This is a genomic window from Actinopolyspora biskrensis, from assembly GCF_013408175.1.
Classification (GTDB): Bacteria; Actinomycetota; Actinomycetes; order Mycobacteriales; family Pseudonocardiaceae; genus Actinopolyspora; species Actinopolyspora biskrensis.
The window spans coordinates 611,244-633,592 of sequence record NZ_JACBYW010000001.1; the positions used below are offsets into that span (position 1 = coordinate 611,244).

Consider the following 22,349-nt stretch of genomic DNA (forward strand, 5'->3'; position numbering starts at 1 on the left):
ATAATCAGGCCAGTGCGGACCTTATAGTCCGCTACTTTACGTATCGTGATAAAGCGCTTTTGGGCTACAAGGAGTTACGCTACCACTCCTTCGGGTTGCATGATCTCTACAGTGCGTTAAACTTACCTGCGCAAGCAGCCACTATAGACTGACCTTGCTGGGGATCGTTTGCGTTGCGTTCGCGGTAGCGCTGCCGATTTGCGCAGAAAGGCCGAGGTCGAGCAGGAGCAGCTGCTGAAAGAGCTCGCCGACCTCGTCGGCGGCGAGTACGATCTTACTGCCACTCACGGCGAGATCGGCGCGTGGCGAAACAGTCTGCCGGAGCTGTTCGAACTGCTCTGCAGCGCAGGACTCGGCCAAGTCGAGGTACTCCTCGAGTGTCGGCTGCCCTACAGTCCGAAGCGGATCGACGCACTGCTGTGCGGACGCCGTCCCGACTCGGGTGAGGCGTCGTACGTCTTGATCGAGTTGAAGCAGTGGAGTCGAGCCGAGGCAGTGGGTGACGGAGTGGTCGAAGTGGCAGGGCTCAAGAACCACCAGCTGCCTCCCGTGGCGCAGGTTCGCCGCTACTGCCAGCACCTGCTCGACTTCACTCCTTCCCTGGCGCGGAAGGCGGAATCGGTAAGGGCGATCGCCTACCTGCACAATGCCTCTCGCGGGGCCGTCGACGGGTTGTACAACTACGACTCGAACGGTGGTCTTGTGAACCTCTACGCAGCAGATGAGCGTGAAGGTCTGATCGCGGAGTTGCAGTCACTGCTGGACTCGGCCCCGGATTCGCGCGCGGACTCCCGGCAGTTCGCCGATGATCTGTTGGCCTCGGAGAAGGCGCCCGCGAGAACGTTGTTGAAGACCGCGGCGGACTCCTTCGAAAAGCGCGACGAGTTCGTGCTCCTCGACGAACAACAGGTTGCCTTCAACCTCGTGATGAACGCCGTCTCGCAGGCAGAGCGCGCCGGTGACCGCGGGGAAACCGAGCGCAAGACCGTGGTCATCGTTCGCGGCGGCCCCGGATCGGGGAAGAGCGCTCTCGCGATGAACCTGCTCACACGCCTCGCTCGACACGACAAGCGGGTTCTTCACGCCACCGGCTCGAAGGCGTTCACCGAAACACTGCGAGAACGTGTCGCCAGGGACGATCAGCGGGTCAACAGGATGTTCGGTTATTTCAACACCGTCTCGGAGAGGAGGGACGAACTCGATGTCCTGGTGTGCGACGAGGCTCACCGCATCCGTGGCGGACACCAGGACAGGCGCGCACAATCGGATTACGGGCGACGGCAGATCAACTCCTTGATGGATGCGGCGAAGGTTCCGGTCTGCCTGCTCGACGAGCACCAGGTCGTGCGACCGAACGAGCGCGGAACGCCCGACAACATCAAAAAGGCTGCCGAAGAACGCGGGTACAGAGCCTGCATCATTGATCTCGAAGGTCAGTTCCGATGTGGTGGTTCGCCGTTGTTCGACGAGTGGGTGTTACGCCTGCTGGGGCTCTCCAAAGAAGAGCCAACCAGTTGGTCCGAACTGGTGGCGAACACGCGGGACGAATACGCGGTCCACGCCGTGCCGAATGCGCACTCCTTGGAGAACTGGCTGCTCCAGCGGTCCTCGATCTTCGGAGGTTCGGCGAGGATTTCGGCCGGCTACTGCTGGGATTGGAACCCACCGGAGCGACTCGACGGGAAGCACGTGCTTGCCACCGACATCGACATCGACGGGTGGCGCCGCCCGTGGAACACGCCCCCCGGCAGGTCGGTACCCGACGCACCACCCACCTCACTGTGGGCATCGGACCCCCGTGGATTCGGACAGGTCGGGTGCATCTACACAGCGCAGGGATTCGAATACGACTGGGCCGGGGTCGTCTTCGGCGAGGATCTGGTTGTTCGCGGCAACACGTGGCGCCCCCAGCAGGAAAAAACCAGAGACCCCTCTCTGAAGTCCACATCCCCCCGGTTTTTCGGCAAACTGGTTCGCAACACCTACAAGGTTCTGTTGACCCGGGGGATGCAAGGGGTGTGCTTGTACTCCGTAGATCCTGAGACCAACGAGTTCTTGCGGCGCTTCGCGCGCTGACACAGGTACACGAGGAGAGAACCCGTCTTGACCAACGTGCTGATTCAGCCTTGCGCGAGCACTGCCGCACGACGCAATTGGCAAGAGACCGTCGACCAGCTGGTCGCCTTCAGCGAGGCACCACACGTATCAGCGCTGACCACGTCTGAGCTCGACCGGCTGACCGAGTTACACGGTCGTGGTGCGGCGATGTTCTGGGGACGCACCAGTTTCCACGACAAGAGTATGTCCTCGGTTCGAACCGGTGACGTCGTGTTGTTCACCCGGGAGAACCACATCAGGAAGGTCGGAACTGTGGGTGCGTCGTTCCGGAACCAGGCGTTCGGCGACCTGCTCTGGCGTAAGCCCGATGATGCCGAAAGCTTCCCCAACGTTTTCAGCCTGCTCGATGTGGCGGATGTGGAGCTCCACTACAGCGTGCTGTGGAACGTTCCGGGGATCAGTCATGGCGACATCTTCCGGCAAGGCAGAGTAATCACAGATCTGCGACTGGCGGATGACCTCCTCGAAGCGATCGGCGTTCAGACCGCCGAGGGCGAAGCCTTCGCCAAAAACTTGAAGGAGGCCGTCGACACGAGCCTGAAGAGCAACGTTGAGCTCCGGCTTGAACAGGTGCTCAAGGAAAGGACGGAGTACCAGGCACCTGCTCGTGCGGTACACGTCGATCGCACGGAAGCCAGACTCGTGCAGGAGTACGACGAGGCGCTTCCGCACACCGAGTTCGTGCGGGTCAGCTCATCAGCCGGCATCACGGACCTCCAGACCTCCGGCCGCGAAGAGGCTGAGCTCATCGAGGCCAAGGGGGACAACACCCGTCGGAGGGTGCGCGAAGCCGTCGCTCAGCTCCTGCAGTACGCACCGGAGAACGAGGAAGACCTGGATCGGCTGACTGCGCTATTCCCCGCCCCGCCCAACGGAGACGACATCAGGTACCTGCACCGGCTGGGCATCGACTGCGTCTATCGCGCCGGACCGCAACTGTTCGAACGAAAGCCGGCGCCGGACTCGCACCGTCAGTACATGCGTAGGATCTGGAACGACAAGGTCGAAGTACAACCTGCTGATTGATGCTTTGCCGAACTCCGTAGCGACCCCCGCCGTCAAGTGTTCTCGTCAGGTGAGTTCAGCTGGGTGAATTTCGCCGTGCTGCCCCGAGTCAGGTACTGGGGATACCTCGACTCGTTGCGGTCGAACTTCTCCCGCGCCGCTGCCACTGGATCGTTGTCGCAGGCGTCGGCCAGCCGGATGAGGTACGACAGGACGTCGACCACCTCATCCGGCAGCCGTTGTCGCGGCTCACCCGGTGACAACTCGTCGTCGATCGCGGCATCGCCCAGCTACTGCATCTCCGCTACCAGTTCCTCGGCTTCCCCGCTCAAGGCCATCGCCAGGTTCTTCGGGGTGCACCGTTAGCAGCCGAAGAGTTGATGTTCGTACTGATCGGTTTGTATCGACTTCTAGCAGCAGATCGTCGTTGTGATTGCACAGGACGCTTGCTCCGGCTTGCCGTAGGGCCTCGTATGGTTGCGCGACGTGACTCTTGAGGAACTTCAACAGCGCTTGCGTGCTTTCGCGGACGAACGTGACTGGCACCAGTTCCACGACCCGAAGAATCTCGCCATGGCTTTGACCGGCGAGGTGGGAGAGCTCGTCGAGCTCTTCCAGTGGCTCACGCCGGAGCAATCGGCACGGATCATGAACGACTCCGTGACCGGTGATCGCGTGCGGCACGAGTTGGCTGACGTGCTCGCGTACCTGCTGCGCTTGGGGGATGTGCTCGATATCGACATCCTGGCCGCTCTGAACGAGAAGATGATCATGAACGCGGCCAAGTACCCGGTCGAGCTGGCAAAGGGCAACGCGCAGAAGTCCGATCAGCTCGGGGGAGACGGTCGCTAAGTGTCCCGTTCTCGTCGCCGCACCCTTGTGCCCCCGGCGTGATCAATCCATTACCCTCGTACGGTAAGAGCGCGGCCCGCCGGGCACCGAAGCACCACTTCGTCGCTGCCCCCACCCGCGAGTGAATCACTCGTGTCCAGTGGGGGTTGGAAGTGGCGCTGGTTCGTCGGAGCGCTGGGGATCTGCTCGACGACGCGAAGGCCGACCGGTTACACCTGCTTCTCAACGAGCAGGCCAGGTTCCAGCTCGGCTCCCGAGTGGGAACGTCCGAGGTGCGATCCTGGCAACGCAGCCTTCCAACGCTGCTGGCCGATCTCGCCGATGCCGGGCTCGGTCACGTCGAGGTACTCCTGGAGCACAAGCTTCCGCACAGTCCTCGGCGCGTCGACGCCGTGCTCTGCGGGACACATCCCAAGACCGGCGAACCCAGCTACGTGCTCGTTGAGCTGAAGCAGTGGTCCGCTGTGGAAGAGGTGCTCGGCGACTTGGTCCGCGTCTCCAATTATGGACAGGATCCTGTCCTGCACCCGGTCGATCAGGTTCGTCGCTACTGCCAGTACCTCGTCGATTCGACCCCTGCCCTCGCCGCACGCCCCGACTCCGTCCACGGCATCACCTATTTGCACAACGCGCGCAACTCTGATGTCTCGACACTGCGCGACCAGGCGCTGGACGAGTACGGGCGCCTGTTCACTCTCGACGATCGGGGTGCACTCGTCGCCCACCTGCAGGCAAGGCTCGATCGTACCGGTGACGGCGACGCCGCGCGCAACGCCGCCGACGAGTTCCTGGACTTCCACCACGCCCCGTCCAAGCCGCTACTCAAGCTCGCGGCCAAGGAAATCCGGGAACGCGAGCAATTCGTCCTGCTGGATGAGCAGAAAGTCGCCTTCGAGACGGTCATGCAGGCCGTCCGCAATGCTCGTGCCGCCAACACTCGTACTGCCGTGGTCGTACTCGGTGGCCCTGGCTCCGGGAAGAGCGTCATCGCTCTCAACCTGGTCGGCGAACTCGCCAGGAAGGGCCGTACCGTGCATCACGCCACCGGATCCAGCGCCTTCACCCGCACGCTCCGCAAGATCGCTGGAAGCCGTAGTACTCGCGTTCAGGGACTTTTCAAGTACTTCAACAACTACGTGGATTCCGATCCTCGCGAACTCGACGTCCTGGTCTGCGACGAAGCCCATCGCATCCGCGAAACCAGCGTCAACCGTTTCACCAAGAAGGAAGTACGTGCACAAGCCGGACGTCAGATCAACGAGCTGATCGACGTCGCCTCAGTTCCCGTGTTTCTCCTCGACGAGAATCAGATCGTGCGTCCAGGAGAAATGGGTTCGCTGGAGGAGATCACTACAGCAGCAAAAGTTCAGGGCTGCGGTGTTGAAATCGTGCGTCTGGAAGGCCAGTTCCGCTGCGGCGGCTCTGCGGTGTTCGACACGTGGGTCTCGCGGCTTCTCGGGCTCGAGCGGGCCGCTCCGACGTCGTGGAGCGGGCTCTCCTCTTCGACCGACGACGACTTCGTCGTTGCCAGTGTTTCCTCCCCGCAGGAGATGGAAGCATGGCTGCGGAACCGGCAGTCCGAACACGGCGGTACCGCGCGCATCGCAGCAGGTTATTGCTGGCCGTGGAGTGACCCGATCGAGACCGAACACGGCAAACGACTCGTCGACGACGTCGTCATCGGTGACTGGAAACGCCCCTGGAACGCGAAACCCGAGAAACGAGTCCCCGACGCGCCCGAATCCTACTTCTGGGCCTCAGACGAGCGCGGATTCGGACAGGTCGGATGCATCTACACAGCGCAGGGGTTCGAATACGACTGGGCCGGGGTCATCATCGGTCCCGACCTCGTTCGCCGCGACGGACAATGGATCGCACGCCGCGACCACTCCTTCGACCCCGCCGTGCGGAAGGCCGACGAAATCCACTTCGCCGGACTCATCCGCAACACCTACAAGGTGCTTCTCACTCGCGGAATGAGCGGAGTTTGCGTGTATTCCCCCGACCCCGAGACTCAGGAGTTCCTGGAGCAAGTGACGCGGTGATCCGAGCGGGTGTTTCCACTGGTGTGGAACGAACATCCCATGAGCGTTGTTCACGGTTCGGTGCCGCCTGCCAGAGTCGGGGACGTTGAGCTACCGCACGACTCGGGAGATCCTCTCCCGCGCGTTGTCCGTCGTCTCCGGCGAGCACTTCGACGATCTCGATGACGACAGCGACACCCTGGCCGGATACCGTTCCGTGCTGCACGGGCCTGACCCCGCGGTGACCGGTTATGACTCGTGGAGCGAGGAAATTGCTGCTCTGACCGCGACACTGCGAACCTGGCTCGCAGAACTGGGGACCAGTGAGCACGGCATCGAGCAGGATCCCAGGGGGCGCATCGCGATGTGCGTCGCGGACCGCGAAGCGGTAAATCAGGTCATGCGTTACCTGAGCGACGAGGCCAGCATCACCTGTGCCGAGCTGACCAAGGAAGGCCCTCGCGGAGATGGGCAGATCCACGTCGGAACCATGCACCGCTTCAAGGGAATCGAATACCAGCGGATCGCCCTCGTCGGTGTCTGTTCCGGAATCATTCCCCGGGAATCGGTCCTGGAGCGAATCCGCGAGAAGGATGCCGCCCGCTATCAGCGAGAGCTTCGCAAGTCACGCTCGTTCCTGTTCGTCGCCGCCACCCGTGCCCGCGATGTCCTGAGGATCTCGTGGCACGGTCAACCGAGCCCCTTCCTCGCGGGGATGATGCCCGACAGTTAATCGCGGCGGAAGCAGGAGCGCTAACGGCGAGAGGTCCGGTTTTCCCGTGGCGCAGATGTCGCGGACTCGGAATTGATGCCGGTCGCACCGAGATCGGCCCGACGGCTCAGAGCGACCTGTCGTCGCACCCCCTGGTGACGTGATGGCTGGAACAGGACAGGTCACCGATCAGGTCGTCGAGGACGTGTTCCTCCTCGACTGCGCGACCGACCCGCAGCATCGTGGTGCTGAGGTGATGGTCCCAGTCTGCGCGGGCTGGTTTGTCGCCGAGTTCGTGCGAGGAGTGTTCGGCCACGGCTACCTCGTAGGCGGCGGTGTCGAAGCGCCACGGAGCCGCGGGCAGACGGCCGAAGATGACGTTGCCGATGCGCAGCCCACCCCAGTCGAAGTCGCCGTGGTAGCGCAATCGGGCTGTCGCGGAGGTGAGCTGGCGCAGCAGGTGCATCACGGCGGCGCCGGGTTGGCCGTTGGTACACACCAACGGAGCCGATGCCGGGCCGAGACGGTCCGCGGCGGCGGAGACCACGATCGGGTTCTCGCAGATCGAGACCTGCTGCTCGTGCACCGGCCAGGTCGGTGTGTCCCGGATCAGTTGGCGCAGGGTCAGGACGGCTGGTTGACCGGCTTCCCGGAGCGCGGCCAATGCCCGGCCGGTGGCTGTTGTGGTGTCCCCGGGCAGGCCGAGCGTCAGCACCGTGGTGGATAGTTCGTCACGCAGAACGCCCACGGCCGCCCACACTTCGCGGCGCCACTGCGCCCCGGAGCCGTCGTCGGCCAGGCCTGCCATGGCGACGGCGGCGCTGAACGCGAGTGTGGTCAGTGGGCGGTCGTCGTCGAGGGCGTGGGCGCTGCCGGTGATCCGGGCGGCGAAGTGCCCCAGTGGTTCGGCGGAGGTAGGCAGCGCGCGAATGACCCCGGCGAGGTCGTAGAGCAGCGGTGTGGCCTCCTCCGGAGTGCCTGCGAGTCGGCGGACCAGTCCACTGGAATGCAGCCGCTCGTACCAGCCGGAGAGCTCGTTCCTGCCGGTGATGGCCGCGTGCAGTGGGGCGAAGGCCTCGCGCCACTGACGTTCTTCCCGTTCGATCTCCTCAGATCGCACGGTGACCGGGCCGGTGAGGGAGGTGACGGCGGCTTCCAGCCCGTCGGGGCAGACCCCGGAGCGCCGGAGGACCGCGTCGACGGCCGGTAATGACACGGTCAGGGTGGTGCCCGGACGCGGGCTGCGCCCGAGCAGCCGCTGCACGGCCGACCGTTGCCCCGAGGTCGCCTCGGACAGCCTGACCTGTGTGGACAGGGTCTCGCCACGTTCCATGCGTTTGCGGACGCGCTGGACGAGCCACGCGAGATCATCCCCACCGAGCAGACGGTTCAGTCGTTCGTGGTCGGTGTTCAACCCCACAGCCCTTCTTGCTGGTTAGGTGGTTGCTGGCGTGTCGGCGTCGTCTCGGGCCGGTCGACCCGGGTGCGTTCGCTGCCGTTCCACTCCCAGTGGGTGACCAGCACGGCGTCCACCCCCTCGGTTCGTGACAGCTGGGCGATGGAGAGCCCTGGCACCTCGGGATAGCAGCCCCATTCACGTTCGCTGGTCATGACCACGTCGAGGTCGAACGCGGCCAACAGCCCCAGGTACTTGGCTCGTGCGTTGTCGTCGACCCCGGCGAACGCCTCATCCAGGGTGACCAGTCGTGGTGCGTGCGGGTTGCCCGCGGAGGCGTAGTGCGAGGAGGCCGCGGCGAACAGCGGTACGCTGGCGGCCAAGACACGTTCGCCACCGGATGCGGGCCCGGTCGCCGACTTCCACTGCCCGTTCTGGTTGCGTTCGATGACGAAGTGGTGCCAGGTGCGGTAGTCGAGTGCCGTAGTGAGCTGCTCCAACCAGGTGCCCGCTGTGTCGCGGGCGCGGACGTCGGCGATCCGTTCTTGCAGGAAACTGCCGACGGCTACCCGGTCCTCCTCGGACCACGCGTCGGGGGTCTGGCGCAGGAGTCGTTCGCGGACTTCGCTCAGACCGGTCGGCCCGTCCGAGCGGGGACGCCAGACGAGACGCAACCGCATTCCGGTGCTGGTCGGGCGGGAAGTGAGTTCGCCGTTCATCCGCGCGACCTGATCCTCGGCCGTGGCGATGAGTTCCTGCAACGTGCTGGCCACCTCGTTGACCAGGTGGTTTTCCAGGATCTCGCGCTCGCGCTCGTCGAGCAGTCGCTGCCGGTCGGTGACGTCGGTGTCGAGGGCGTCGGCGAGTTCCGGCACGGAGGTGCGGCGCCCGTGGAACTCCACCTCGACGATGATGCCGTCGTCGAGCAGGTCGGCCGTGGCGCGGTTGCCCTGGCGCGTCAGGACCTCGGTGAGCGTCTTGTGCTCGTCTGTGACCCTGCGCTGCGCACGTTCCCAGGCGGTGTCGTCATCGGTGATGTCGGAAAGCTCGTCGTTGACCCTGCGTGCCAGTCGTACGGTCGGGTCGGGTGCCCAGGAGTTCTCCGGGGACGGCAAGTCCAGTTCGGGCAGAGCGACGGTCAACAGGCCGGTGTGGGCGAACCGGCGGAACGACTCGGTGGCCGTGACCCGTTGCTCGGCGGCCTCGTCGAGGGCGGTACGGAGCTGTTCGCGGTGGCCCTCGGCGAGGCCGCGTGCTGCGATCGCGTTTTCCACCTCGGTGTCGGCTTCTCTCCGCTGGTGCTGGTTGGCGGTGAGCGAGTCGGTGACCTCGGTGAGTTGCCGTTCGAGTTCCTCGACGGCGGCGCCGACGGTGCTACGCAGGGTCTGGTGGCGTTCGGTGGCCGATACGGCGGTCTGTTCGGCCTCGTTCGCGCGCTCGGCCAGCTCGGTGAGATCGGTTTGGGCGCGGTCGAGTTCGGCTGCGGTGTCCTCAGCCCGCTGTTCGGCGTCGGTAACGGCCTGCCATGCTGGCCACAGCCGCTCCAGACACGTGCGGTAGTCCTGCAGTGCGGCTGCCACTTCGTCGAGGGCGGTGCGCTCGGCCGGTAGCGCGGCGTCGTGGGCACCGGTAGTGAGCGCGTCCTGCGCGTTCTGGGCGTGTTCATCGGCCGTGGTCAGGGTCCTGGCTGCTTCCGACTGACGTTCGGCGAGACGTCGGCGTTCGGCGACCAGCGAACTCACTCGCGCGTGGGCGTCTCGCAGTGCGTCGTCGGCGGGCAGGTCGGCCATCTCGGCGGTGAGGGTCGTGGAACGTTGTTCGAGTCGGGTGCGGGCATCGGTGAGCTCGTCGAGTTTTTCGTCCAGCGTGGCTAGTTCGGCGCGCAGTTCGGTCAGTCGGGCACGGCGGGCGATCTCGCGGGTGCTGCGTCCGATGTACTCCGCGGTGGGCTTGCTCCAGTGGCCCTCCAGTGTGCCGACCCGGAATCGCCCCCGACGCGTGACCCAGGTAGCCGAGTCGGTGTCGGGTGCGTTGTCGACGAGGCCGATGGCGGCGAGTACTCCGGCGACGGTCGACTTCGGCACGGCGGCAGCGTGAGGGTTGTCGTGGTCGATGATCGGTCGCAGCGCTGTGGCCAGCGAGGTGCGTGCCGGTGTGCCGGGGCGTACCACAACGTCCTCGGTCTCGGGCGCGAGGAGCTCACCACTGGGGGTGATCCAGGCGTCGAGAATTCCGGAGGCTTCCAGAGCGGCTTCGATGCCGGCCCTGTCGGCCCAGCTGATTTCGTCGGTGAAGTCGACCAGCCGCCACAGCGGTGCGCCGTCGCGGTCGACCCGTGCTGCGTGGTCCCTGGTGTAAGGGGTGGGAGGGGTGGTGTCCTCGCCGCGTTCGAGACGGTCGATCTCGTCGGTCAGCTCCGTGCGGCGCAGCTGGTAGGAGTGTTGCTGGGCTTGCAGCTCGGCGTCGGCGCGGGCAAGCTCATTGGTGGTGGAGTGGCCGGCCGTGTTGGCGGCGGTTGTCGCGGGGTTCGCGCCGTCGAGGGTTTCCACCCACAGTTCGAGTTCAGCGATCGTGCTTGCCGGATCGGTCAGTCGTAGTTCGGTGGCGTGGTCGAGGTGTGCTCGGATCGCCGTGACCAGTTCGGCGCCGCATTGCTCGGCGGAGGCCTCGGCGGATGCCTTGCGTTCATTGAGGTCACTGGCTTGCTCGTCGAGTTCGGAGGCCTTGCGCTGGGCTTCGCCCAGTGCTCGTTCGGCGTTGTCGACGGCTGTGAGCAGTGTGAAGACGTGGCGTATGGCGTGTTGTTGACGGTCACGCAGTTGCTCGGCCGCGCGGCGCGGAATAGCTGGATCCGGTTGACCGTCCAGCGGTGCGTCGACAGCCTCGGCGTGGCGGTCCGTGACCAGAGCCGCCGACGCGCGTTCGGCCGCCTGTTGTCGGGCGGTGGTCAGCTCGTCGCGGGCGTTTGAGAGCCGGGATGTGGCCGTGTCGTGCTGTTCCCGGCGGCTGGCCAGGCGTTGCTGACTGTTGTCCCGTTCACCAGCCAGGCGATGGGCTTCGTCGGTGTGGCGTCGTGCTTCTTGCGCGGCCCGCTCCAGTTCCTCGGAATTGCGCATTTCCGGGCTGGTGCGCAGCGCGTTCTCTCTGGCCCGCAACTGGGTGCGCGTGTTGGTCAGCTCCTGTGCACGACTCCTGGCTGCTTCCAGTCGTTCTTCCGCCGCGGTGTGGTCGGCTTCGGCGGTGGACAGGTCGCGGCTGACGCGCTCGTAGGTAGCCTGGGCGTCTCTGGGCCGTTTGGCCCGTCGACGTGCGGCCATGCGGGCATAGCGGCGGTAATGACCGAGGAAGGATGTCGCGGCGTCACGTGCCTCGGTCATCGAGCGCAATGCTTCGCGGTCCTCTTCGAGGCTGCGGAACGCCTCGGCGACGTCGGCGATGACCGCCTGGTCCAGTGGGGGAAGGGCTTCGGTCAGCGCATTGGAGAGCGTCTTCTCGTCGGGACGTTTGGACAGATGGGGTTGACGCAGCTGCACCAGCAGGTCGACCAGAGCCCCGTAGCGCTTCTCGCCGAACCCGAACAGGGCTTCGTCGACGGCCCGCCGGTAGTCGCGTCGAGCCCGCTCGTAGACGGTTCCGCGGTCGGCGAGGGCGTCGGCGAGCCGGTCCTTGCTCAGGGCCGTGCCGGTGGCGTCCACCAGCTCCAGTTCGTCGCCGACGCGCTGGTCGGTGACGAAGAACCAGTGACGGCTGATTCCCCGACCGCTGACGGCTTTCATCCCGCAGCCCAGCGTGCGTATGTCGACGCGGCCGTGTTCGTCGAGGCGGCCGAACTCCAGCCAGGTGTAGCCGAGTCGTTCGGGGTGCGGGTGGGCACCGCCGAGCAGCAGATTCCAGTCCATCCGCTTTTTCGGGTCCGCGTCGGGTTCGACCCGGTGCGGGGAGAGGTCGCCGTCTAGCAGGAACGGCAGGGTCAGTGCCAGCACCTTGGACTTGCCGGTCCCGTTGTTACCGCGCAGCAGCAGGCGACCGTCGTGGAACCAGAACTCCTCGGAGTCGTAGTAGAACAGGTCGATCAACCCGGCGCGCAGCGGTTGCCAACGGGCCACTCGGGGGTGCGGGAGGTCTCGCGTCACGAGCATTCCTGGATGGTCGGTTCGGCCAGTGCGTAACGGGCCAGTGCGGGCAGGGGAGTCACGGAGTCGAGGTCGCGGGAGATCAACCGCAGTGCTTCCAGCCGATCCAGTGCGGAGGTGGTCAGCTCCACCTCGGCACCCGGCTCGGCGGTGTCGCGGCGCCAGTACGAGCGGTGTGCGTCGGCCTGCTCGCGGATATGCCGGTGGAGTTCTTCCAGCGGCACAGCCTCCTGCGTGCTGCGCGCGAGGTACTCGGCGAGCAGCAGCGTGGCGTGACCATCTGTGCCGGTCTCGGGCATGCGCACGTCCGTCAGATCGTCGAGCGGGTCGACCATCGCGATGCCCTCGGCGCGGATCTCGGCGACCAGGCCGGTCAGTTCGGTGATCCGGTTGGTGATCGCGGTGCGTTGGCCGGAGAGATATGTCCGCTGGGCGTCGTCGAGGTCGACGTAGTACAGCACCGGTTCGTCGAGCAGTCGGCGTGTCAGGTGGTGCCGGATCCGCTGGTTGCGCAGTTCGTCGGTGACCGCAGGCATTTCGGTGGTCAACGCGGTGATCCGGTCACGAAAGGTCTGGATTCCCTCGGCGGCGACGGTTGATGGTCCCCGAGGTGTGGCCAGCAGTCCGGCGAGCACGTGACGGTGCACGTCGTAGAGCACGTCGCCGGTGTCCTTGACAAATGCCTCCTCGTCGCCGGCGATCTGGCTGAGTACACCGAGATCGAGCAGTAGCCGTACCACCGCGACGAGGTCGCTGCGCTCGTCGCGACTGTCGAGGGTGAAGGTCATGCCTGTCGCGACCAGATCGGGGTCGCTGGCTCCGAGGACGACCTGTTCGGCGAGGCGTCCGAGGGTGACTTGCGTTTCGGCACGGTCCAGCATGGCCAGTGCCAGACAGGTCAGTACGTAACGACGTCGGGTGAAGGGAGGTTTCGAACGCGTTTCCCGAGCGGGATAGGTGGGGTCATCGGTGGTTGCGGCTTGCTTGACCAGGCGTGCCAGGTCCGCTTCGACGATGAGGCGCCAACCGGTGTTGCGGTCGAACCACTCGCGCAGGGTATCGACGTGTCGACGGATCAGTATGAATGCTTCGGTATCGGGACCGCTGGCCCGCACCAGCGGGCGTCGCAGCAGAGTGCGCGCTGCTCGTCGTAGTTCGCCTGCACGGGAGGATGCGAGCACATCGTCGACGGCGCTCATGCGCTGCGTCCCTCCGTTTCGTCGAGCGCGGTCAAATCCGTGATCTCGACCAGCATCTCCGGTCCGCGAAACACACCGTGTGGGGTGTGGATCTCGGCCTGTTCGGCTCCGTCCAGCAGGCTTAACCGGATCACCATGCTGCCGTCGGAGGTGCTGGTGCGTACCGTGTCGGCGCCGGAGGTTCGCGCGGCGAGCGCATCGCCGAGCAGCCCGAGGAACAGCTGGAACGCTCCTGGCTCCAACGATCCGAGATCGGACAGGCGGGTCGGCTGGCTGGTGGCCAGCGCGGCCCGTGCTGCCGCGGTTTCGGCGGTTTCCTTGGCGGCGAGCTCTGCCAGGTAACGGCGCTGTTCGGATCGGTCGGTCACGCGGTTGGGCCTGCCCCGCCGTTCATAACTGCCGGTCTTGCGTAACCGTGGACTGATCGGCAGTGGGGGAGCGCTCGCCCACGGCGTGGTGGACTCGATGGTGCTGTTCCGATCGGGGTCGGCGGGGAGATGCCGTGCTGAGGAGAGCCCGAACGCCGAGCGCCACAGGCGGTGCAGCGAGGGTTCGTCGGGGGCCTGGGCGAACCAGCGGGCCAGTGTCCGGAAATCAGCGGTTCGGTCCGAGCGTCCGACGCGACGTTCGTTGAGGGCAGCGACGACCTGCAGCAATTGAGGGATCGCCGCGCGGGCTTGGGACCGCAGCAGTTTCGCCTGGCTCGGGTGATGCTGGTCACTGATGAACCAGGCCCGGAATCCCTGCCATCGTTCGTACCAGAGGACACGACCGCGTTCGAAGGCTTCTAGTCGTGGGGCAGTCCTCTCAGCGCCCTCGTCGGCTCCGGGGGCGGCGTCCTCGGCCTCGCGCCACGCGGCGACATCCAGCAGTCGCCGCACTGCGGCGTGCCCCACGGAGTCGAGGAGCCCGGCGATCTCCGCGCCGGTACTGACGAGGTCCTTGACGAATCGTTCGAGGTACTCGATCAGCCTGTCCTTGTAGGCGCGGAACGCGTCCGCGTCGGCATCGTGCAGGTCGATGGTGCGCTGCAGGGAGCTCATGAACGCCTGCGCGTTGTCAGCGAGATCGCTGAACCGGTTGACGAGGCTGTCCAGCAGCAGATGCACCTTGGCCGGATCGACGTCCGCTTCACCGGCGAATGCCAGCAGGGCGCGCAACTGGATGGCGATGTCGGTCAACGCTACTGTCTGCAGCGCCCCGCGTCGCCCGAGGGTCTCGTCGTAGGTCGTCAGTGCCTGCTCAGTTGCTTCACCCTGCCGGGTGATCTGGTACAGGAAACGTGCGCGGTGGAAGTCTTCAACGGTGGTCACCCGACTGGTGTCTGGGTCGGCGCGGAGGTTTCCCCAGTCCACGAGTTGGGCGAGCGCACCGGCGATGACGGACACCTCGGGGGCGTTGTCGAGCTTCTCTTGAACGTCCTCGGGACGGAGGTGCACGGTGAATCGGCGTTTGGCGTTCAGGAACGTCGCCATGATGCGTCGGTACAGCGCCGCGTTGGGTGAGGTGAGGTGGGCGAACGTTCCGAATTCCTGATCCACCACGGCGGCTCCTCCTTCCTGGTGCGAGCGCCGCTGACGGTACGACACACCACTGTCAGGCTCGTCGTTCATGTTGGGGTGGTGCGATGGGCTACCGCAATCTTGTGAACCGTCGTTCGTCGGCACGAGGTAAGTATGACGAGATGCGTGTGATTGAGTCAGGTGTGGACCGCACCGAGCTGTGCTCTCCGTCCCGCGCTGGGCGGGTGCGGGTTCGCACCCGGTTGTCTCGGCCGAGGAAGATGAGTTCCACCGCCCCGATGAGAGCTTACGAGGCATTAGCGGATGGGGGCGGTGCCGCGCTTCGCCTGTTGGATGAGTTTCCACGTGGATTCGTCTTGTTCGTGTCGATGCGGGGTGTCAAGTACCTGTGATCCCAGCTGGCCGGCCGGAACACACCGGTCGCAAAAGTGATGCGTCGGACCGATTGTTCCGTCAGCTGTTCAGCATGGGGAATTGCCCGGGGAAGAGGGGATCGTGCGGCTTGAATCGCCTCGGTGTGTCTGGAGGTTTTAGAGCTCCTAACGCGGCGCGTTAGGAGCTCTAAGCGGCGGACTCGATGCCGAAGGGAACCGGGTTGTTCTGCTGTGTCGCGGCGGTGTCGCGTTGGATCCATGCTTTGCCTTCGGCGGAGATTCCTTCCAGGACGTGGAGGGCGTGCGTGAATCCGGTGGCGTCGAGGCTGATCCGGGACAGGCCCGGTTCGTCAGGACTGGCCGGTTCGAAGTTCCGCTCGGGTTCGGTGACTTCGATGGTGCGAGTGGGACCGTTGCTCAGGGTCAGTTCCAGCGTGTATTTGTGGTCGCCGGATTCGACCACGCGGAGCGATGATACGGCGTCGAAGCGGAAGTGCCCGCGTTCGTTGCCGTGGAAGGTTCCGTGCTCGACGTCGAGCTGCTTGGCCAGCTCCCGCACCCCTTCAGCGGTGATCAGGAACAGTTGAAGGTCGTACTTCGAGTAGCGCCACGGCCCGCCGTTGACGCGTGCTCGCTTGCAGCTCTTCGCGGGGGTTTGCACGATCGTGTGGGCGGTGATGTCGCGCCAGGCGAGACGGTAGTGACGCAGCGCCTCGTCGACGAGCAAGATTCGATCGCATTCCAGCCAGGTCTCCATCTCCTCCTCGGTGGGGCAGGTGGCGGCCAGCTTGTCTTTCCACCGCTGGTACGCGGTTTGGCGAGCTTCCATCTTGCGTGCGTACTCTTGATCCTCCTCGGCGAATCGTCGGTGTTCACCGAGGATGTAGCACCAGCGAAACGTGGCGACCCGACCAGTTATCACTGCGATGAGCACGCTGGCCAGCGCCGACAACGGGGCCGTCCGTACGGCCGCATCGACGACGGCACAAGCCGCGAGGACACCGACCACGAGCGCGGACAGGCACCAGGCTCGTGTGGACAAGGGCGTCCGGTACTGCTGCCGGTAGGAGAACAGGACGTTCTCACACCACTGTTTCCGGACATCGAGGATCAGGTGCCGGATGAGCCACCTGACCCGGCCGACCTGGATTCTGCTTTCGCGGTACAGCTCGACGACTTCGTTGCGCAGCGTGGTGCGGATGCCCCTGGTCTCGGCCAGCCAGACCGAGCGGTCGACTTCCTTGGGCGCGTACTTGTGGGCGTAGTACTGGAAGGCGTGATCGACCTGGTTGGCGAACCCCGAACCGGGTGCCGCATGGGCAGCGACTTCGCCGGCGTACTCGCGTTCCTTGGAGCGGAGGCGTTGTGTGCGGTATCGCCACTCGAATCCCGTCTTGGCTGCGAGCGCTCCGACTGCCAACGTCGTCAAGTAAGCGATTACTGATATCGCTGTCGGGCGTTGCAGCAGAATCCAACCGAGGCTTCCCAGGGATCCGGCGAGCAGTGCGCTCGCGAGGACGGCGCGAAGCCACTGCTGGGGAGTGGCACCCTTCGGGTCAGGATACTGGGCCCGCGGCCGGATCGGCTCGGGCTGAAAGTAGGCCCACACGCGGTTCTCGCGATTTCCGGCGCGCCGTCGCCGCTCGGCGGTGCGTCGGGTCTCCGCCCAGAGGCTGTCCTTCACCCCGCTGGTCAGGACGAGATCGCAGTGACGCACGATCTGCTCGCGTTGTCGGGCGGGAAGTGACCGCAACTTTTCCAACGCCGGCGTGGGATCGCGGTCGGGGACGTCGAGATGGCCGAGTAGCTCGCACAGCGCTTCGAGTGCGCGTGTCCATTCGCTGTCCGGATACGTGGCGATGTGGTCGGGCAGCTCACCGAGCAGCCCTCGCTCCTCGGTGCTCAGTTCGCGGTACGAGCGCTTGCTGAGCAGGGCCAGGGCCCAGTAGAAGCGCACTGCGGCGCCGTCGTAGTCGCGGGCGATGGCTGCGTCGATCCACTCGCGGGCCCGCAGTGGCACCCCGTTGTCCAGGTAGTTGACGCCGACCCGGTACTTCTGTTCGGGCGGGTCGTCGGAGGACACCATGTACACGTTGGAGTTGTGTACCCATTCGGCCTGGATCCCCACGCTGGAGCCGGATCCGGCGGTGTTGGTCGTGGTGGTGGTCTCGTTCCCACTCATGACAGACCGTTCACCGCTGTGATCAACATCGCGACCTTGGAGGCCACCTCGGCAGCCTCGTCGGTCAGCCCGCCCAGACGCTTGAGTGCTCGTACGGACCTGCTCTTGCTCTCGGACGTGTCCTCCTCCAGCGCCTTGCTGGCGAGGGCGAGCTCATGCTGCGCGTCTTCGTAAGTGGGGGAGTCGAGCGTGCCGGTCGAACGGGCACGTTCGAGCTCGTCGCGGACGGAGGCAAGCTTGGTCGCGAGATCGTCGGGCGTCGTGGTCGGTTGTGCCGCGCCGACCGTGACGGTGCTGTTGGTGACGTCTCTGGCCTGGATGCCGACCGTGCTGCCGTGCGCGATGTTGGTGACATCGCCGCTGCTGGGCCTGTTCCGATGCCGCATCGGGTTGTTCTCCTGTTCGGTGATGAGTTCTTCGGCGAGCCGAGTGGCGAATGCCGCGGCGTTGTCGGCGGCCCGCGGTTGCCAGGTGCCGTCGCCGTCGGTGTTCTTGGTCCCGTCGGCCTTGTCGCTGATTCCGCGTACGACGGCCACCGGGGAGCCGTTGAGGTGGCCGGCTTGGGCGACACCGGCTGATTCCATCTCGATGGCCAGCGCGTCGTTGTAGTGCTGGCGGATCCATGCCGCCTCGTACGAGATCCGGGAGTTGTGCACGATCTCTCCGGCAGCGATTGCTCCGAAGTGGATGTTGGGGTGGTGCCGGCCGGAACCTGCGTCGCCGGTCCAGTCATCGGTGCGGGCCACGTGCGAGGCAAGCTGGCTGATCCCGTGTTCGGCTTCCCACGCCCGAGGTCTGGCTTTGAGTCCGTCATCCTCGCTGGTGCCGCCGTGGTAGGCGTAGACGTGCGTGGCCATCACGACGTCGCCCAGCGGCGTGGCATCCCACAGCGCCCCGGCCACGCCGACGAACAGCACGGCCACCGGATCGAACTCGTGGATCGCGCGCTCGGCCAAGACCGCCGCGGAGTGATTGCCTTTGCTGGTCAAGGCAAGTGCTACCTGACAGCCCGTATCGCGCAGGGAACCGACCTCGAACCGGGTGCCTCGTTCATGTAGCTGAAGCTGCGGGTCGACCAGTCTGCGCCGCACGGCGTCGTACTCGAGATTCAAGGCGGTGAGCACCACCACCATGTTCTCCGTCATCTCGCTCCTTCGGAGTCGATGGATTCAGGTCTCACCAGCGGTGGATGCAGCACAGTCGTCGGCCCGGCCTTGAACAACCGCGCGGGCCGTCCCTTCGTGGCCCTGCGCTCCTGTCCGGCCGGCTCGATGAAGCCGGGGACCTTCTGCACCTTCCGGTAGAAGTTCCGCGGATCCAGCTGCACCCCCCACACGGCCTCGTAGACCTGCTGCAGTTCGGCGATCGTGAAGGTCTCCCGGCAGAAAGCGGTCGCCAACGCCGAATGCTCCAGCTTGCTCCGCGCCCGCTCGATGCCATCGGTCACGATCCTGAGGTGGTCGAAGGCCAACTTGGTCCGACCGAACAGCACGTCCTGCACCGATTCCCACCCGGCGTCGGCCGCGTCGGTACCGGCCACGGGGTCCGGAAGCTCGGGCGCGATCGCCAGGTAGGCCACCGAGATGACCCTCCCCCGCGGATCACGACCAGGAGCCCCGTAGGTGCCCAGCTGCTCCAGGTGCAGCCGCGCCACGTCCAAGTCCGCCTCTTCCCGCAACTCCCGATGGGCGGCATCGAGGATGTCCTCACCGGCATGGTTCAGGAACCCCCCGGGTAGTGCCCGCGCACCCCGATACGGGGCCACACCACGCTCGACCAGCAGCACGGAAAGTTCCTGCTCCCGCAGGGTGAAGATCACCAGGTCCACAGTGACCAGAACTTCCGGCGGCGACCACGACTCTTCGATCACGACGACTACATTATCTTAATGTCATTCTGACAGAAAGGGGGGATCGGTTCAGTGCTGCAGGAGTGAACCGGGTTCCCGCCTCGATGATCGGAAAGGGGCCGTGTCGGCTGCTCTCGGAGCTGGGAGCGGATTCGGGCATGCCTGACCAGGTGGCGAAGCCGGTGATGGCGGGGTTGCTGGTCCGGCAACGGGACGGATGTCAGCGAGCGCGCGGGCTGGAGCAACCGTTTCGGGGCGTTGAACTGCGTATACGTAGGTCAAGATCCCCCGGCGGGGCGTCCCGCTGAGGGGAGCGTCGGTGCTGTGCCGGTCGAGCTGCAGCGCCAGGGCGGCCCGCAGGGCCTCGTCGAAGTGGCGCATCGTCTGCCGGGGCAGCGCGCCGCAGTCGCGGGTGACCTTGTCGGCGTGGACCTCGTCCACGTCGCCGCACACGATCGCTCCGGTTCATGGTGCGTCGATGTCGGTCAGGTGCACGATGCTCGGCAACGGTGGCTTGCGGCTGGTGGTCAGCCCACCGCCAGGAACGTGCCCAGCTGGGCGTTGCGACGGTTTGACGCGTTTGATAGTGCGAGACGTTCATGGGATACGCGTGCACCGGTGTCGCGTCGAAATCGTCGAGCCTCGTGCTTTCGGACTCTGTCGCGCGTGGACGATCAGCGGGCCGGTGTGATGCGGTCGGTGGGTGCCCGGGTGGTGTGTGGCGGCGGGGCGCAGCGATTCCGAGGGGGCGCTTCCGGCGCGGAGCACGACGAGGTGAACTCGGCGGGCCGCGCGCCGACGGGGGCTACGGTCACGACGAGTTGCGCAGTGTGCTGTTGACCGGGAAACGGTTGGTGTTCCCTGTGTGGTAAGGCATCGGCGACCTGGCTCGCACCCAGGCGTCCTCGTGGGAGGAGTACCGAGCGCTCTCACGGAGCGGTCCGGGCCGGGGCCTCGTCCCGGAGGCGGTCCGCGGGTCGAGCACCTCCGGGGAGGACCACGGTCGGGAATGCGATCACCACTGACAAGATCCGTGGCGCTGCCCCCGTGACTTCAGAGGCGAAGTCACCTGAACGCTCCGGCGGTAGGAGATCGGTCGTCAGCTGAGCTTTTGGACGTGGGTGTTTCCGGCGGTGAGGGTGGTGCCGTCCGGACGTTGCAGGTGCAGCGTCGGAACCGGTGTGCCGGTGTCGTCGTCGACCAACACGGAATGGGGCTCGCCGGTGTCGAAAGCGTGTACCTCGCCCCATTGCCGCAGGGCCACCATGGCGGTGAACAGCTGCTCACCGGAGTTGGTGAGGACGTACTCCTGCCGCTTGCCCGACGCGGCGGTCTGTCGGGCGAGGACGCCGTGGGTGACGAGCCGACGGAGCCGGTCGCTCAGGATGTTCTTGGCGACACCGAGGTTGCGCTGGAAGTCGGTGAACGCCCGGGTCCCGTCGAAGGCATCGCGGAGGATCAGCAGGCTCCACCTGTCCCCGACGAGATCCACGGCGCGCGCGAGGGCGCAGGGAGGGTCGGACCACCCATCGGAGGGCGCAGCTGGGTGTCCTGACCCGGCGGATGGCGTGGTCACGGCAACCCCCTCGGACAGATCGGTTGCATATTGCTACCTTTACGACTACATTTCGATTGGTTTCATACTACTACCGATTGGAGGGTGGGTGCAGTCTTCGGCGTCTACCACGTCCACTGTGCTCCTCACCAGGCCACGCCTGCTGTTGCTGGCCGTGCTGTGCGGGGTGTCGGTGGCGAACGTCTACTACGCCCAGCCTCTGCTTGAGTGCATGGGTTCCGACCTGTCGATCTCGACCGGACAGGTGGGCTGGGTGGTGGCCCTCGGACAGGCCGGTTACCTGGTCGGCCTCGCCGCGCTCGTCCCGCTGGGGGACTGGCTGAACCGCCGGATGCTCATTCCGGCGCATCTGCTGCTGATCGCGGTGGGCACCACGGTGGCGGCGCTCTCGACGACTGCGGCGGTCCTCTATGTCGGAGTGGCGATCGCCGGTCTTTTCGCCGTGGTCGTGCAGACCGCGGTCGGCTACACCGCGGCGAAGTCCCCTCCCGAACACCGCGGCCGGAACATCGGGATCGTCACCTCCGGAGTGGTGGTCGGGATCATCCTGGCCCGCACCGTCGCCGGGTTCATCGCCGACGTCACCGGTTGGCGCGCCGTCTACGCGGTCGCTGCCGTCATGGCCGTGATCATGGCCGTCCTGATCCGGACGGCTCTGCCCGACGACCAACCGAGCCAGGCACCACGCTCGTACGGAGCCGCGGTGGCTTCGATCTTCGTCCTCGGAGCGACCGACCGGGTGTTTCGGACCCGCTCGCTCATCACTTTCTTCCTGTTCGCCTCCTTCGGCGTGCTCTGGAGCGGACTGGCCCTGCCCCTGGCCAACGCACCCTGGCACCTTTCCCCGGCCCAGATCGGTCTGTTCGGGTTCGCCGGCCTGGCCGGAACCCTGGGTGCGGCACGGGCCGGTCGGTGGGCAGATCGTGGGCATGCAGATGTGGTCACAGTGGTGTCACTGATCGTGCTGATCGCTTCGTGGTGGTTCACCGGACAGGCCGGGTGGTCACTGTGGCTCGTGGTCCTCGGCGCGGTGCTGCTCGACTTCGCCGTCCAAGCCGTGCACGTCACCAACCAGAACCTCATAGTCGCGCGGGACCCGGACTCGAGCAGCCGGATCATCGGTGCCTACATGATCTGCTATTCTCTGGGATCCGCCCTGGGGGCCGTCACAGCGTCGAGCTTTTACGACAGCATGGGGTGGGCGGCTGCTTCGGTTGCCGGTTCCTGCTTCGCCGGCGCCGCGCTGGTGATCTGGCTCATCGACCGAGTCGTGCCCGACCATTCAACGCGCCCCGGTGTCGAGCGTGACCCCCTGTCGGCGTCGGCCGAATGCTGAGCAGTGATCGACGAGTGAACCATGATCGCTTTGGACATCGGGAGAGCCAGATCGGCCATGTCGCGGATTG

General features: G+C 65.6%; 16 protein-coding genes. 6 read left to right on the forward strand and 10 right to left on the reverse strand.

Going from position 1 to position 22,349, the window contains the following annotated elements; genetic code table 11:
• Positions 1-198 precede the first annotated feature (198 nt).
• Both FHR84_RS02725 and FHR84_RS02730 read left to right on the forward strand, forming a co-directional pair.
• Positions 199-2,076 (forward strand): DUF2075 domain-containing protein, encoded by a 1,878-nt coding sequence (locus tag FHR84_RS02725; protein ID WP_218861882.1) that lies wholly within the window; start codon positions 199-201, stop codon positions 2,074-2,076.
• Between the two features lie 27 nt (positions 2,077-2,103).
• On the forward strand, positions 2,104-3,144 hold the full coding sequence (locus tag FHR84_RS02730) for a hypothetical protein (RefSeq protein WP_179533812.1): 1,041 nt from the start codon (positions 2,104-2,106) through the stop codon (positions 3,142-3,144).
• A gap of 32 nt (positions 3,145-3,176) precedes the next feature.
• Here the strand turns inward: FHR84_RS02730 and FHR84_RS02735 are convergent, their stop codons facing one another.
• The gene (locus FHR84_RS02735) at positions 3,177-3,386 is read right to left on the reverse strand and encodes a hypothetical protein (RefSeq protein ID WP_179533813.1); all 210 of its coding nucleotides are present in this window, start codon (positions 3,384-3,386) and stop codon (positions 3,177-3,179) included.
• 223 nt (positions 3,387-3,609) lie between these two features.
• On the opposite strand from FHR84_RS02735, the gene FHR84_RS02740 reads away from it, so the two are divergent.
• Positions 3,610-3,975 carry a MazG-like family protein gene (locus FHR84_RS02740; RefSeq protein WP_179533814.1) on the forward strand — a complete coding sequence of 122 codons (366 nt, stop codon included), beginning with the start codon at positions 3,610-3,612 and terminating at the stop codon, positions 3,973-3,975.
• 209 nt (positions 3,976-4,184) lie between these two features.
• Here FHR84_RS02740 and FHR84_RS21930 read toward each other — a convergent pair whose 3' ends face one another.
• On the reverse strand, positions 4,185-4,346 hold the full coding sequence (locus tag FHR84_RS21930; RefSeq protein ID WP_218861884.1) for a hypothetical protein: 162 nt from the start codon (positions 4,344-4,346) through the stop codon (positions 4,185-4,187).
• A 63-nt stretch (positions 4,347-4,409) separates the two neighbouring features.
• Here FHR84_RS21930 and FHR84_RS02745 point away from each other — a divergent pair, with 63 nt between their 5' ends.
• Positions 4,410-6,020 (forward strand): DNA/RNA helicase domain-containing protein, encoded by a 1,611-nt coding sequence (locus FHR84_RS02745; protein ID WP_218861885.1) that lies wholly within the window; start codon positions 4,410-4,412, stop codon positions 6,018-6,020.
• A gap of 85 nt (positions 6,021-6,105) precedes the next feature.
• The gene (locus tag FHR84_RS02750) at positions 6,106-6,732 is read left to right on the forward strand and encodes a 3'-5' exonuclease (RefSeq protein WP_218861886.1); all 627 of its coding nucleotides are present in this window, start codon (positions 6,106-6,108) and stop codon (positions 6,730-6,732) included.
• 106 nt (positions 6,733-6,838) lie between these two features.
• Here FHR84_RS02750 and FHR84_RS02755 read toward each other — a convergent pair whose 3' ends face one another.
• From FHR84_RS02755 to FHR84_RS02790, 8 genes are all read right to left on the reverse strand, one after another.
• Complete coding sequence (locus FHR84_RS02755; RefSeq protein WP_343075134.1) at positions 6,839-8,131, reverse strand: TIGR02679 family protein; 1,293 nt, start codon at positions 8,129-8,131, stop codon at positions 6,839-6,841.
• The gene (locus FHR84_RS02760) at positions 8,122-12,246 is read right to left on the reverse strand and encodes a TIGR02680 family protein (protein WP_246300096.1); all 4,125 of its coding nucleotides are present in this window, start codon (positions 12,244-12,246) and stop codon (positions 8,122-8,124) included. Before FHR84_RS02760 ends, FHR84_RS02755 begins: the two co-directional genes overlap by 10 nt.
• Complete coding sequence (locus tag FHR84_RS02765; RefSeq protein ID WP_179533818.1) at positions 12,237-13,439, reverse strand: TIGR02678 family protein; 1,203 nt, start codon at positions 13,437-13,439, stop codon at positions 12,237-12,239. Before FHR84_RS02765 ends, FHR84_RS02760 begins: the two co-directional genes overlap by 10 nt.
• Positions 13,436-15,052: a TIGR02677 family protein gene (locus FHR84_RS02770; RefSeq protein WP_179533819.1), complete on the reverse strand. Its 1,617-nt coding sequence runs from the start codon at positions 15,050-15,052 to the stop codon at positions 13,436-13,438. The genes FHR84_RS02765 and FHR84_RS02770 overlap by 4 nt, the downstream gene beginning before the upstream one ends.
• A 471-nt stretch (positions 15,053-15,523) precedes the next feature.
• Positions 15,524-17,518 (reverse strand): hypothetical protein, encoded by a 1,995-nt coding sequence (locus tag FHR84_RS02775; RefSeq protein WP_179533820.1) that lies wholly within the window; start codon positions 17,516-17,518, stop codon positions 15,524-15,526.
• Positions 17,515-18,663, reverse strand: coding sequence for a 5'-methylthioadenosine/S-adenosylhomocysteine nucleosidase family protein (locus FHR84_RS02780; protein ID WP_179533821.1), 1,149 nt, complete (start codon positions 18,661-18,663; stop codon positions 17,515-17,517). The genes FHR84_RS02775 and FHR84_RS02780 overlap by 4 nt, the downstream gene beginning before the upstream one ends.
• Complete coding sequence (locus FHR84_RS02785; RefSeq protein WP_179533822.1) at positions 18,660-19,388, reverse strand: NrtR DNA-binding winged helix domain-containing protein; 729 nt, start codon at positions 19,386-19,388, stop codon at positions 18,660-18,662. The genes FHR84_RS02780 and FHR84_RS02785 overlap by 4 nt, the downstream gene beginning before the upstream one ends.
• A 1,078-nt stretch (positions 19,389-20,466) precedes the next feature.
• Complete coding sequence (locus tag FHR84_RS02790; RefSeq protein ID WP_218861888.1) at positions 20,467-20,859, reverse strand: winged helix-turn-helix transcriptional regulator; 393 nt, start codon at positions 20,857-20,859, stop codon at positions 20,467-20,469.
• Between FHR84_RS02790 and FHR84_RS02795 the strand changes: the two genes are divergently transcribed.
• The gene (locus FHR84_RS02795; RefSeq protein ID WP_246300097.1) at positions 20,753-22,279 is read left to right on the forward strand and encodes an MFS transporter; all 1,527 of its coding nucleotides are present in this window, start codon (positions 20,753-20,755) and stop codon (positions 22,277-22,279) included. The two genes, FHR84_RS02790 and FHR84_RS02795, sit on opposite strands and share 107 nt — an antisense overlap.
• Positions 22,280-22,349 lie beyond the last annotated feature (70 nt).

Excerpts from the sequence above, each read along its gene's own strand:
- FHR84_RS02780 (WP_179533821.1), bottom strand. The coding sequence starts at position 18,663 with ATGACGGAGAACATGGTGGTGGTGCTCACCGCCTTGAATCTCGAGTAC.
- FHR84_RS02795 (WP_246300097.1), top strand. The coding sequence starts at position 20,753 with ATGTTCTTGGCGACACCGAGGTTGCGCTGGAAGTCGGTGAACGCCCGG.
- FHR84_RS02765 (WP_179533818.1), bottom strand. The coding sequence starts at position 13,439 with ATGAGCGCCGTCGACGATGTGCTCGCATCCTCCCGTGCAGGCGAACTA.
- FHR84_RS02770 (WP_179533819.1), bottom strand. The coding sequence starts at position 15,052 with ATGAACGACGAGCCTGACAGTGGTGTGTCGTACCGTCAGCGGCGCTCG.
- FHR84_RS02775 (WP_179533820.1), bottom strand. The coding sequence starts at position 17,518 with ATGAGTGGGAACGAGACCACCACCACGACCAACACCGCCGGATCCGGC.
- FHR84_RS02760 (WP_246300096.1), bottom strand. The coding sequence starts at position 12,246 with ATGCTCGTGACGCGAGACCTCCCGCACCCCCGAGTGGCCCGTTGGCAA.